The sequence below is a fragment of the Nonomuraea sp. NPDC049158 genome, assembly GCF_040648335.1.
Taxonomy (GTDB): Bacteria; Actinomycetota; Actinomycetes; order Streptosporangiales; family Streptosporangiaceae; genus Nonomuraea.
In genome coordinates this window covers 1-12,860 of record NZ_JBEZDM010000047.1, presented here as the reverse complement: position 1 = coordinate 12,860, position 12,860 = coordinate 1, and the positions used below count along the sequence as shown (strand labels likewise).

11 protein-coding genes are annotated in these 12,860 nt (G+C 69.0%); 8 read left to right on the top strand and 3 right to left on the bottom strand.

Features of this window, described 5'->3' with window-relative positions; genetic code table 11:
• The first annotated feature begins 145 nt into the window (after positions 1-145).
• Complete coding sequence (gene rox, locus AB0B61_RS50800) at positions 146-1,570, top strand: rifampin monooxygenase (RefSeq protein ID WP_358448569.1); 1,425 nt, start codon at positions 146-148, stop codon at positions 1,568-1,570.
• A gap of 174 nt (positions 1,571-1,744) precedes the next feature.
• Here the strand turns inward: rox and AB0B61_RS50795 are convergent, their stop codons facing one another.
• Complete coding sequence (locus AB0B61_RS50795) at positions 1,745-2,428, bottom strand: helix-turn-helix domain-containing protein (protein WP_358448446.1); 684 nt, start codon at positions 2,426-2,428, stop codon at positions 1,745-1,747.
• 146 nt (positions 2,429-2,574) lie between these two features.
• Here AB0B61_RS50795 and AB0B61_RS50790 point away from each other — a divergent pair, with 146 nt between their 5' ends.
• The 6 genes from AB0B61_RS50790 to AB0B61_RS50765 all read left to right on the top strand — a co-directional run bounded on the left by AB0B61_RS50790 (position 2,575) and on the right by AB0B61_RS50765 (position 7,324).
• Entirely contained in the window at positions 2,575-3,783 is a 1,209-nt protein-coding gene (locus AB0B61_RS50790) for a cytochrome P450 (RefSeq protein WP_358448444.1), read from the top strand.
• A 5-nt stretch (positions 3,784-3,788) separates the two neighbouring features.
• Positions 3,789-4,733, top strand: a complete 945-nt coding sequence (locus tag AB0B61_RS50785) for an ATP-binding cassette domain-containing protein (RefSeq protein WP_358448442.1) — start codon at positions 3,789-3,791, stop codon at positions 4,731-4,733.
• Positions 4,730-5,488, top strand: coding sequence for an ABC transporter permease (locus AB0B61_RS50780; protein WP_358448440.1), 759 nt, complete (start codon positions 4,730-4,732; stop codon positions 5,486-5,488). Before AB0B61_RS50785 ends, AB0B61_RS50780 begins: the two co-directional genes overlap by 4 nt.
• Positions 5,489-5,778: 290 nt before the next feature.
• Positions 5,779-6,924, top strand: coding sequence for an FAD-dependent monooxygenase (locus AB0B61_RS50775; protein ID WP_358448438.1), 1,146 nt, complete (start codon positions 5,779-5,781; stop codon positions 6,922-6,924).
• Positions 6,925-7,003: 79 nt separating this feature from the next.
• Positions 7,004-7,171: a hypothetical protein gene (locus tag AB0B61_RS50770; protein ID WP_358448436.1), complete on the top strand. Its 168-nt coding sequence runs from the start codon at positions 7,004-7,006 to the stop codon at positions 7,169-7,171.
• 3 nt (positions 7,172-7,174) lie between these two features.
• On the top strand, positions 7,175-7,324 hold the full coding sequence (locus AB0B61_RS50765) for a hypothetical protein (RefSeq protein ID WP_358448434.1): 150 nt from the start codon (positions 7,175-7,177) through the stop codon (positions 7,322-7,324).
• Here AB0B61_RS50765 and AB0B61_RS50760 read toward each other — a convergent pair.
• Entirely contained in the window at positions 7,311-8,600 is a 1,290-nt protein-coding gene (locus tag AB0B61_RS50760) for an RNA polymerase sigma factor (RefSeq protein ID WP_358448432.1), read from the bottom strand. The genes AB0B61_RS50765 and AB0B61_RS50760 overlap by 14 nt on opposite strands.
• Positions 8,597-8,920: a YciI family protein gene (locus AB0B61_RS50755; RefSeq protein WP_358448430.1), complete on the bottom strand. Its 324-nt coding sequence runs from the start codon at positions 8,918-8,920 to the stop codon at positions 8,597-8,599. Before AB0B61_RS50755 ends, AB0B61_RS50760 begins: the two co-directional genes overlap by 4 nt.
• Before the next feature lie 397 nt (positions 8,921-9,317).
• Here AB0B61_RS50755 and AB0B61_RS50750 point away from each other — a divergent pair, with 397 nt between their 5' ends.
• Entirely contained in the window at positions 9,318-12,746 is a 3,429-nt protein-coding gene (locus AB0B61_RS50750; RefSeq protein WP_358448428.1) for a hypothetical protein, read from the top strand.
• The last annotated feature ends 114 nt before the right edge of the window (positions 12,747-12,860 follow it).

Genomic DNA, 12,860 nt, shown 5'->3' with positions numbered 1-12,860 from the left:
TCGCCAACAAGGCACTCCCCGAAAGGCAACACCTATGCACTCTCAGCAGGTCCCCGCGTCGAACGACAGGGTCGAGCGCGACTCCCTCGCGGGCGACGCCCCCGGACTCTCGTCGCCGGCCTCCGACGCCGCTCGCGCGCCCCTCATGGTCGACGTGATCATTGCCGGGTGCGGGCCGACTGGCGCGATGCTGGCCGCCGAACTGCGGCTGCACAATGTGCGGGTACTCGTTCTGGAGAAGGAAACCGAGCCCAAGTCGTTCGTCCGCATAGTCGGTCTGCATATCCGCAGTCTCGAGCTGATGGCGATGCGCGGACTGCTGGATCGCATTCTCCAGCACGGAAGACAGCGTCCGGCCGCCGGATTCTTCGCCGCCATCCCCAAACCCGCGCCCAAGGGCCTGGATTCCGCGTACGCCTATCTGCTGGGCATCCCGCAGCCGGTCGTCGAACGCCTGCTAGAAGAGCATGCGATCGAACAGGGTGCGCAGGTCCGGCGCGGTTGCGCGGTCGCCGGTTTCGAGCAGGACGACGAGGGTGTCACCGTCGAGCTGGCCGACGGGCAACAGCTGCGTACGCGCTATCTCATCGGCTGTGACGGCGGGCGCAGTACGGTACGCAAACTGCTCGGCGTCGGCTTCCCCGGCGAGCCCTCACGGACCGAGACGCTGATGGGCGCGATGGAAGTGGGTGTGCCGCAGGAGGAGATCACCGCCAAGGTGACCGAACTCCACGACACCCATAAGCAATTCTGGCTCCGGCCCTTCGGCGAAGGCGTCTACAGCGTCCTCGTCCCCGCCGCGGGAGTCAGCGACCGCGCGGAACCGCCCACTCTCGAGGATTTCCAACGACAGCTGCGCGCCATCGCCGGGACCGATTTCGGCGTGCACTCCCCGCGCTGGATGTCCCGCTTCGGAGATGCCACCCGGCTGGCCGAGCGCTATCGGGTCGGGCGGGTGCTCCTGGCCGGCGATGCGGCACACATCCATCCGCCCACCGGCGGACAGGGCCTCAACCTGGGCGTTCAGGACGCGGTCAACCTCGGCTGGAAACTGGCCGCACAGATCCGCGGCTGGGCGCCGGAGACACTGCTGGACACCTACCAGGCCGAACGTCATCCGGTCGCCGAGGACGTACTGGACAACACCCGCGCCCAGATGGAACTGCATTCCCCCGAACCGGGCCCGCAGGCCGTGCGCAGGCTGCTCACCGAACTGATGGACTTCGACGAGGTGAACCGCCATCTGATCGAGAAGATCACCGCGATCGGCATCCGCTACGACTTCGGCGAGGGCCCCGACCTGCTCGGCCGCCGCCTGCGCGACATCGACGTGAAACAGGGACACCTGTACGGTCTGCTGCACCGCGGCCGCGGCCTGCTGCTGGACCGCACCGAACGCCTGACCGTCGGCGGCTGGTCAGACCGGGTCGACTACCTCGCGGATCCCACTGCGGAACTGGATGTTCCGTGCGTCCTGCTCCGCCCCGACGGCCACGTCGCCTGGATCGGCGACGATCAGCAGGACCTGGACGACCACCTCTCCCGCTGGTTCGGCAAGCCCGCCAACTGATTTCGCCTGAGCAACCGAAAAGGCCCGTGAGGGCGAGATCCCGCCTCCAGCATGTACGCCACCGCCCCGTCGAACAGACGGTGGCGCTGGGGGCGGGAGTTTCGTTACGCAGGTCGAACAGGGGCGTCGGGGGGCGATCGGACCACAATCCGGGGCGCGATCCCAGCGGTGTGTTCACGGCGGGAGGCCGCGCCAGCGTTCGGCCGACGCCAGAGCGTCCAGGCTGATCCGCTCCAGGAACGCACCGCCCCTGGCCAGGCGGCTTCCCACGGGCGTGTTGAGCCCGAGCGCCTCCCCCGCCGCCTTCGCGATCTCCGCCGCCGCGAGCGTCTGCCGCGAGCCGATCACCGTCGAGTGGTACCAGGCGTCGTCGTCGACCACGTAGATGTCGCGCCGTCGCTGCGGATCACGCTCGCGCCTGATCAGGCCCTGCTGGGCCAGGTAGCGCACGGCCATGGAGATCGAGGCGGGACTGACTTTCAGCCCGCGCGACAATTCGGCCGCGGTGAGCCTGCCGTCCTCGCTCAGCCACAGGCCGATGAGCACGCGCGCCATCATCTTCGGCAGGCCCATCCCGGTCGCCATCTCGACGGCTTCTTCTTCCACCTCGAAGACCTCGTGGCCCCGGGGTTCGGCCTCGGGCGAACGGGCCGGGGTGCCGCGCCGCGCCCGCCGCGCTGCCGCCTGGTGCGCCCGCTCGGGCCGGTAGTCGCCGGGGCCGCCGTTGCGGCCGACCTCGCGGCTGATCGTCGAGGTCGGCCGGTCCAGCCGCCTGGCGATCTCGGCGTAGGAGCGGCCTTCGGCCAGGCCGGTCGCGATGCGCTGGCGCTCCTGCTGGGTCAACCTTCCTTCTGGCATGACGCCATTATTGCGTTCGGCGCCACACAATGCAACGTTTCATTGCATTCAGCTTCACTGTCAACGCATCAATATATCGGCGTTGAGCTGCACATAGGCACATCGATTGATTGACAGAATTTCTGAAAGCAACGTAGCTTTCAATCATGTCGAACACGTACTATCGTGATGAACCGGTCGCCCCGTCCCTCGACCGCGCACCCGCCTGTCCCTTCGATCCCGCCCCTTCGCTCACCGCCCTGCGCGCGGAGCAGCCGATCGCCCGCCTGGCCGCGCCCGAGGGCGCCCCCGGCGTCTGGATGATCACCGGATACGACCTGGTCCGCCAGATCCTCGCCGACCCGCGCTTCAGCTCCCGCTACGAAACCCACTATCACCCCCTGGCGGGCGGCCACCTGCCGCCCGCCCCCGTCGGCGACCTGACCGGCATGGACGCACCCCAGCACACCCGCCTACGCAAACTGCTGGCGGGCAAGTTCACCGTCCGCAGAATGAACCTGCTCACCGATCGGGTCACCGAGATCACCCGTGAACGGCTCGACGCGATGGAGCGGCAGGGGCCGCCCGCCGACCTCGTCGAGGTCTTCGCGCAGCCGGTTCCAGCGCTGATGATCTGTGAGCTGCTCGGCGTACCGTACGAGGACCGCGACCAGTTCCAGAGCTCCACCCGGACCCTGTCGGAAGCCGGGACCGCCGAGGCGCAGTACGCCGCCTTCGTCGAGCTCGGCACCTACCTGCGAGAGCTCGCGCTCGCCAAGCGGGCCAAGCCGACCGACGACCTGCTCAGCGACCTGGCCACCGGCGGCGACCTGACCGACGAGGAGCTCGGCGGCGTGGCCGCCTTCCTGCTCGGCGCCGGGCTCGACACCACCGCCAACATGCTCGCGCTCGGCACCTTCGCCCTGCTGCGCGACCCGGCCCAGCTCACCGCCCTGCGCGGCGACCCCGACCTGGCCGTCGGCGCCGTGGAGGAACTGCTGCGCTACCTGTCCGTCGCCGCCACCGGTATGCGCGGCGTGCGGGAGAACATGGAGCTCGGCGGCAGGCAGCTCAAGGCCGGCGACACGGTCATCATCGCGATCAACGCCGCCAACAGGGACCCGGCCAGGTTCTCCGACCCCGACACGCTCGACCTGCGCCGCTCGGCCGCCGGGCATCTGGCCTTCGGTCACGGCGTCCATCAGTGCCTCGGTCAGCAGCTTGCCCGCGTCGAGATGCGTGTCGCGTTTCCCGCGCTACTCACCCGCTTCCCGACGCTGCGGCTCGCCGTACCGGCTGAAGAGCTGTCGCTGCGCACCGACCCGTCGCAGGTGTACGGCGTGCACAGCCTGCCCGTCACCTGGGATCGGGGGTGAACGCGATGCGAACCTTCGTCTCGGTGACGGGGCTGCGCAAGTCCTACGGCGCCCACCGCGTCCTGGACGACATCGACCTCACCATCGCGCAGGGCACCGTCTTCTCGCTGCTCGGCCCGAACGGCGCGGGCAAGACCACCGCAGTGCAGATCCTGTCCACCCTGATCAAGGCCGACGCGGGCGAGATCTGGGTGGCCGGGCACGACCTGGCCAAGGAACCCGACGAGGTGCGCGCCGCGATCGGCGTCACCGGCCAGTTCTCCGCCGTCGACAGCTTCCTCACCGGCGAGGAGAACCTGCGGCTCATGGCCGACCTGCTCCACCTCGGCCGAGCCAAGGGTCGCACGCGCGCCCGCGAACTGCTGGAGCGCTTCGACCTCACCGACGCCGCGCGCAAGCCCGCGGCCACCTACTCCGGCGGCATGCGCCGCCGGCTCGACCTCGCCATGACCATGGTCGGCACGCCCAGGCTCATCTTCCTCGACGAACCGACCACGGGCCTGGACCCGCGCAGCCGCCGCACCATGTGGCAGATCGTCAGGGACCTCGTCCAGCAGGACGGCGTGACCATCTTCCTGACCACCCAATACCTGGAGGAGGCCGACGAACTCGCCGACCGCATCGCCCTGCTCAGCAAGGGCCGGCTGGTGGCCGAGGGCACTCCTGAGGAACTCAAGCGGATGGTCCCCGGCGGCCATATCGTCCTACGCTTCGCCGACCCCGACGGGTACCGCAGGGCGGCGGGCCACGTCGGCGCCACCTCCAGCAACGACGCGGCGCTCACCGTCCAGATCCCCGACTCCGGCGGAGTCAGGACGCTGAGGAAGCTCCTGGAGTGGCTGGACACGCATGCCATCGACGTCGCCGAGTTGTCGGTGCACACCCCCGACCTGGACGACGTCTTCCTCACCCTGACCCAGGAGCCCTCGGCCAAGGAGCCCTCCCGATGAGAGCGATCACCGACTCGGCGACGATGCTGCGGCGCCAGGTCAAACACATCTGGCGCTACCCCACGCTGATCCTCACGTTCGCGGCCGTGCCCGTGGTGTTCCTGCTGCTGTTCGTCTACGTCCTCGGCGGCACCATGGGCGCGGGCATCGGCGCCGACCGCGCCGCCTACGTCGGTTACCTCACCCCCGGCATCATGATCACGACGATCGTCGGGGCCGCGCAGGGGACCGCGATCTCAGTGGCGACCGACATGACCGAGGGCATCATCGCCAGGTTCAAGACCATGGCCATCGCCCGCGTCTCGGTGCTCACCGGGCACGTACTCGGGGCGCTGGTGCAGACGTTCCTCGCGATCGCCATGGTGACCGCGGTGGCTTTGCTGATCGGGTTCCGCCCGTCCGCCTCGGCGCTGGACTGGCTCGGCGTGGTCGGTGTGCTGGCCATGTTCACCTTCGCGATCACCTGGCTGTCGGTCGCGCTCGCCATGGTCACCAAGAACGTGGCCACGGCCAGCAACCTGCCGATGCCGCTGATGCTGCTGCCGTTCCTCGGCAGCGGCTTCGTCCCAACCGAGTCGATGCCGACCGTTTTGCGGTGGTTCGCCGAGCACCAGCCGGTCACCCCCGTCATCGAGACGCTGCGCGCCCTGCTGGCCGGGCGTCCAGCCGGGTCCAGCTTTCTGGAGGCGGCTGTGTGGAGCGCGGGCATCGCCCTGGTCAGTTATCTGTGGGCACGCAGGCTCTACAACCGGTGAGGTTCACTGGCGTCAGTCCTGCCCGGAATCGCTCCGGGTCGGCGCCGAATCACACCGCCGTCGCCCCCGGTACGACCCAACCCGAGAACTGAACGGCACCGGGGACGGGCTGGCGCCTGCCCCGGTGCCACCGTGACTGTGTGTCGCTTGCCGGCTCTTACTTGTCGGCCGGCGCGTACACCAGCTCGAGCCAGGAAGGCCCCGGCCTCCCACAGCCGGCAGCCGGCGGCCGGCGGCCGGGTCAGACGCTCTGCTGGTGCCAGCGGTCCAGCAGGGCGGGGCACCCTTTTATGCGCGCCATCATCATCGGAGCCGGCATCGCCGGCCTGGCCACCGCCCTGCGCCTGCACCAGATCGGCTGGGACACCCTCATCATCGAACGCGCCCCCGCCCGCCGTGGCGGCGGCTACGCCGTCACCTTCGGCGGCATCGGCTACGACGCCGCCGAACGCATGGGCATCCTGCCCGACCTGCTCAAGAAGGGCTTCATCACCGACGAACTCGTCTACCACAAACCGAACGGCGAACGCCGCTTCTCCCTGGACCGCGCCACCATCTCCGCCACCACCGGCCCCCGCTCGATCACCATCCTGCGCGGCGACCTCGAAGCCGTCCTCTACGAGAAGGTCCGCGATCACGGCGAGGTCCGCTTCGGCGCCACCCTGTCCGCCGTCGACCAGGACGAGCACACCGTACGCGTGACCTTGACCGACGGCACCCAGCAGGAGGGCGATCTGCTGATCGGCGCCGACGGCCTGCACTCGGCCACCCGCGCCCTGATGTTCGGCCCGGAAGAGGACTTCCTGCTCGACCTAGAGCACAAGGTCGCCGTCTACATGCTCGACAAGCGCCCTGCCGGCATCGCCACCGGCGCCACCGGCACCCTGTCCTCCGGCGGCCGCACCGCCGCCATCATCAGCATCGCCGACGGCCGCAACGTCGCCTTCTTCGGCTACCGCGCCGACCACGCCCGCCCAGGCGAGGACGTGACCACCGAACTGCAGCGCGTCTACGGCGACCTCGGCTGGATCATCCCCGAAGCCCTGGCCGGGCTCCAGCGGGCCGAGTCGGTCTACTTCGACACCATCAGCCAAGTCGTCGCACCGTCCTGGAGCGAAGGCCGGGTGGTCCTGCTCGGCGACGCCGCCTGGTGCGTCACCCTGTTCGCCGGGTACGGCTCTTCCCTGGCCGTCGGCGGCGCCGACCGCCTCGGTACCGAACTGGCCGCACACCCCGGCGACGTCCCCGCCGCGCTGACCGCGTGGGAGGCGGCCATCCGGCCCGAAGCCGAACGCAAGCAGAAGCTCGGCCGCCGGGTCAAAGGCGTCTACGCCCCCACCAGCCCACCCCTGCTGTGGCTGAGCCTGCTCCCTCTGCGGCTGGCCTCCCTGCCCCCGGTCCGCCGCTACATGACCCGCCGCTTCATCAAAGGCTGAGCGGGCGGGTAACAGCGCAGCCGTCCGGGGGCCGATCCTCCTCGCGGCCGCCAGCTTGGCGCTGGTCGCGGCTGGGATCGTGCCCACCGATCCCGCCCTCTGCCACCCGCCGGGCAGGCCCGAGGCGGTCACCATCGCCGGACGTGTCCACGGGCTGCTGGAACACGCCGCCGTGCTGGTCGGCTTCGCCTGGATCATCGCCGCCGGACTCCGCCTGCGCAGCCCTGACACCGTCGGGCAGGCGTGAGCGATGACGATCACGCCGGCAATGACGCCGATGAACAGCGCCCCCACCGCCGGATCAGCGACGGTGCTCGGGGCGGCCATCACGACCGGGCAGCGTTCGGCCTGGGCCCGCACCGGCTATCTGGTCGAATCCCGGCCGCCTACTCGGAACTGACCGTGCGCGAGAACCCGCTGCGGCCGGGCGGCTCGACGCACGACTGCAGTTGGTCGCGGCGGCGGGTGAGGTAGGCGGTCTCGCCGGTGTTGCCGGCCAGCTCGATGGCCCGGTCGTAGGCCGCGCGTGACTGCCGACTTTGGCCCAACCGGCGCAGCAGGTCGGCGCGGGTGGCGTGGTAGGCGTGATAGCCGGTCAACGCCTCGGCGAGACGGTCCACGATGGCCAGCGCCACCTCCGGCCCGTCGAGCTCGGCCACGGCGATCGCCCGGTTGAGAGCGATGATCGGCGAGGGGTCGAGGCGGACGAGCTGGTCGTAGAGGGCGAGGACCTGCGACCAGTCGGTGTCGCGGATGTCGCGGGCGGAGGTGTGCACCGCGTTGATCGCGGCGTGGATCTGATAGCGGCCCGGAGCCACCCCGGCAGCGGCAGCGGCCAGGCGCTCGCGTACCAGCCGATGACCTTCGGCGATCAGTTCCGTGTCCCAGGCGCCGCGGTCCTGCTCGGCCAGCGGGACCAGTTCGCCGCCGGCCGAGACCCGGGCGGGGCGGCGGGCCTCGATGAGCAGCATCAGCGCCAGCAGCCCGGCCACTTCTCCGTCCTGCGGCAGGAGCGCGCGGATCAGGCGGGTGAGCCGGATCGCCTCGGTGGTCAGGTCCTGCCGTACGGGATCGGTGTCGGGGCCGCTGGCCAGGTAGCCCTCGTTGAAGACGAGGAACAGGACGGCCAGGACACCGGAGACACGAGCCGGCAGATCGTCGGCGGACGGCATCCGATAGGGGATGCCAGCCGCCTTGATCTTGGCCTTCGCGCGGGTGATGCGCTGCTCCATGGTGCTCCCCCGCACCAGGAAGGCACGGGCGATCTCGGGCACGGTCAACCCGCCGACCATGCGCAGCGTCAACGCCACGCGCGCCTCCACCGCCAGCGCCGGGTGACAGCAGGTGAAGATCAGCCGGAGCCGGTCGTCGTCGATGGCGCCCAGCGGCGCGGGTGGGGTGTTGTCGTGCAGCATCTGAGCCTCCTTGTGCTTGCCGTCGCGTTTGTTCTCGCGCCGGATCCGGTCGATGGCCTTGCGATTGGCGGTGGTGGTCAGCCAGGCACCGGGATTTGGCGGTACGCCGTCGGCCCGCCACCGCTCGACGGCGGTCGTGAACGCCTCGGCCGCCGCTTCCTCGGCGATGTCGAGGTCACCGAAGCGCCTGGTCAGGGCGGCCACCACCCGGGCCCACTCGTCGTGGTGGGCCCGGGTGATCGCCTGCTCGACGTCGCTCACTGGAACGGCCGCACTTCGATCTTCCGATCGCAGACCTTCGACGCCTCGGCGGCGAGCTTGAGCGCCACATCCAGATCGGGGGCCTCCCACACCCAGACGCCGGCGAGGTACTCCTTCGACTCCACGAAGGGCCCGTCGGTGAACACCGCCTGCTCGCCCCGGTTGTCGATGACCGTGGCCGCGTCGGTGTCGGCGAGTCCGCCCGCGAAAACCCAGTAGCCCTCGGCGATCAGTCGTTCGTTGAACGCGCTGATGGCAGGCTGCCTGTCCGTACTGCCGGGATCGCTCTTGTCATCGATCACGGAAACCAGGTATCGCATCTGAAGATCATCTCCTGTGGTGTCAAGACAGCGTGGTTCAGTGGTGGGGACTTCAGGCCCTTGCATATCGCGGGCGCCCGGCCGGCCGGTAGACCTGGATCGTCACGCCCTTCGAGTCAACCCGCGACTCAACGCGTCACTCCATCGATGGTGACCTGAGTCACGGTCGTCAGCTTCATGATCGCGGTTCCTTCGCCTTGGCGCCGCCCCCTGCGGGCGGCCTCACCCCTGCTACGAACACCACCGCCCCGATCCGACACCTCCTGCCGGACTTCTTCGCAGAATTCTCCGGGACGCCGGTCATCATCGATCCGACAGCACGACAGTGTCACGGCGACCGCTGCTGAGTAGGGGCATACTCTGGTGCCGGACGCGCCCCGTTTTCACGATGAACGCCATGCGCACCCGAATCCTCCCCCTGCTCGCCCTGCTCGCCGCCATGCTGGCGGTGACCGGTCCGCCCGCCCGGGCCGAGACCCCGTCGGCCGGCCCTTGCGCGATCACGCCGGTCGGCCTCATCCACGACCGATGGGACCTGCTGGAGGGCACGGACGGCCCGCTCGGCTGCCCCACCGGCCCCGAACAGGACGTGCCCGGCCGTCACGGCAAACGCCAGGACTTCGAGCACGGTCAGATCGCCTGGTCGCCCGACCAGGCCAAGGACCTCACGGTCGCCGCCTACCAGTTGGGCAAGTCCGCGGTAGTGGAGTTCGGTCCCAGCGACCCCTTCAGCTACGACACCTTCCTCGTCCGCTGGGACTTCGGCGGCCAGAACCTGGGTCAGGAACCCGCCAGGTTCGCCACGTCGACGACCGGCTCGCATGTGATCGATCCCGACAAGAACGGCGACTACCTCTTCATCGTGGAAGGCTGCGACCAGCCCCGTCATGGCTCGTCCAAGTGCCTCCAGGGCTGGGCCATCCCGGTCACCGCGCACGTGGATCTGACCGTCGGCACCCGCGACGGCGTCCCGCCCAAGTGCTTCATCGGGAACTTCGAGGGTGAGATCTACAGCAAGTGGTACAGCCTCGGCCACGAGAACGGCCCATTGGGCTGCGCCACCGGACCAGCCGTGGACGAACCGGGCCGGCACGGCGAACGGCAGCCGTTCGAACGCGGCGAGATCGTCTGGTCTCCCGACCAGGGTGAGCACATGACGGTCGCGGCCTACCTGCTGGGCAACAGGGTCAGCGTGGACTGGGGCCCGAGTACGCCGTACACCTACGACTTCTTCCAGATCCGCTACGACAAGGACGGCGCGAACCTGGGCCAGGACGAGCTCAAGGCCAGACTCATGTCACCCGACGACGGCGACCTCGGCCGCTGGACCAGGCGGCTGCAGGGCATGGGCGATTACTCCTTCGTCGTCCAGGGCTGCGACGAGGGCGGCTTCCTCGGCAAGTCGACATGCAAGCAGGGATGGACGATCCCGGTCCACGTCAAGCTCCAGGCCCGGCCGGGCCAGGCGGCCTGCGAGCGGCAGACCGGCGGCCTGATCGGGGAACGCTGGCAGGAACTGCGCGGCTCGGCCGGCCTGCTCGGCTGCCCGACCGGCCCCGAACAGGACGTGGCCGGCAGGCGCGGCAAGCGGCAGGACTTCCAGCACGGCCAGCTGGCCTGGTCGCCCGACCAGGGCGACACCATGGTGGTGGCCGCCTACCAGCAGGAAGGCCAGGCCGTCTTCGAGTGGGGCCCGAGCAAGCCCCGCTTCGACTACGACGCCTTCCTCGTCCGGTGGGACAGCGACGGCAGGAACCTGGGCCAGCAGGAGATCAAGGGTTCCCGCATCAGCGGGAAGATCCGGGTGGGGCTGCCGCCCGAGTGGGGGCCGATCACCTTCGTCGTGGAGGGCTGCGACAAGAACGTCACCGGCTCGCACTGCAAGCAGGGCTGGACGATCCCGGTCGGCTTCAAGCCCACTGCGTTCAGCGAGGACGTGGACATCTCCGCGATGTCCGCGACGACTCCTATGGCGGCCCTGGCCACCCACGACAACCGCACCAAGACCGTGGTCGAGCAGCTCGCCTGCCAGAAGATCCTCGATCTCGACGGCACCCAGCCGGGCGAGGACGAGGCGGCCACCATGGTCAGCCGGCTGAAACGAGTCGAGCTCGAAGGCGACGGCGACGCCTGCGCCGGTGAGCTGCCCAACCGCCTGCTGGTCAACGAGGTCCTGCGCGACATGACCACCAAACCGGTGGGCACCGAGACCGATGACTGCCCGGTCGAGAAGAAGACGATCGGCGATTACGACACCTTCCTCAAGGGTCTCATCTACATCGCCTACCGGCAGCGGACGCTGCTCGACCTGGACGTCTGGCAGAAGATCACCCACGAGCTGCTGACGATGAACGGCCCGCACCGGGCCAGCGAGGAGGGCAAGGTGATCTGCGCCTTCGTCTCGCCGGAGTCGGAGAATCACCTGCTGCTCATCGAGAGCGCCCGATACCTGACCAACCAGATCTTCTTCGCCGAGACGCGGAACGCCATCTGGGACAACCACGTCAACGGCATGGACCTCTACTTGCTGCGTTTCATGCAGACCATCGCCCAGCACGACTTCCTGGAGTTCAACGCGCGGCCGTACCAGCGCTACTCGCTGAATGGGCTGCTGAACCTGTACGACTTCGCCCAGCAGCCGCGGGTACGGGCGGCGGCGCGGATCGTGCTGGACTACGCGACCACGAAGTTCGCCGTGTCGAGCAACAAGCTGCGCAGGGCCGGGCCGTTCCGGCGGCTGGCCAAGTACACCGACGCCGCCAACAAGAGTTACTTCAGCGGCGACTCCGACCCGCAGACGGGCTTCTTCCAGCTCTACACCGGCATGTCGGAGTTCACCGGCGGGAAGATTCCCGGGGCATGGCGGATCGAGGCGTCCATCGCCGGGCTGTCGGCCTACCGGCCGCCGCGGGCCGCCTACGAGCTGGCGATGAACAAGGGCACGCCGTACCAGGAGCGCTTCTACCACGGCGATCGGCCGAAGATCCATCCGGACGCGGACCGGGCCGAGGGAGGCGTCGAGATCTACTCCAGCTCGCCCTCATTCATGATCAGCGCGGGTGGTGTGTTCCTCAACAGCGGTTACCGGATGGATGAGATCACCGGGTTCCCGCAGCGAGGCAACGCTCAGTCGACCACGCTGATGCCGACCACGCTCAATCTGGAGTTCGCCGATCTCATCCGCTTCGAGGGCGGCCGCCGCCCGGGCCACACGCCTCCGGACCGGGATGTGGTCAACACATGCGTGGCCGGAGGCTTCGCCTGCGGCCTGCAGGGCGTGGTGCCCGAGCGCTGGCAACGGTGCGTGGGGCCGGAGTCCAACGGGCAGTGGCTGCTGCTCGACTCCGACAAGTGTGGCGGGACCGGCTTCCACGTGGCGATCCAGATCAACAAGAAAGGCGTCCAGCCAGGGATCTACGAGAACGCCGGGTTCTTCTACGCGGTGGAGAAGTCGAAGATGCCGTTCAGCGTCTTCGCGACCAAGATCAAGGAACTCAATGCCGGACTGCCGAGGAACCTCGATGTCACCACGCCCTACACCTTTCACGCCCCGGACGGCCACACCTTCCGGTTCCAACTGCACCGGTTCGGCGTCAAGTACCTGAACCGGATCCTGGAGATCGACGAGGTGAAGCAGCCCGACGACCTGACCGTCTGGCCGCTGGTCGACGGGGAGTTCCTCCGGGCTTCCGGCCACGAAGGCCTCATCAAGATCTTCCGGCCCGGTTGCGCCAGCCCGCTGACGCTGGACTTCCGCGACATGCTCCGGCCGGCGGTGACCGAACCGGCCGCGACCGACCCGTCACCGATCTGCCCCGCCGCGTGAGATTCAGTGCGGGAGCCCGGGTCGGGTCGCCCGGGGTGCGATTCCCCGGGCGACCCGACCCAGGGCCGAAGCGTTCTCAGGTCGTGAGACCGAGTTGGTGCATGCCATCGGCTG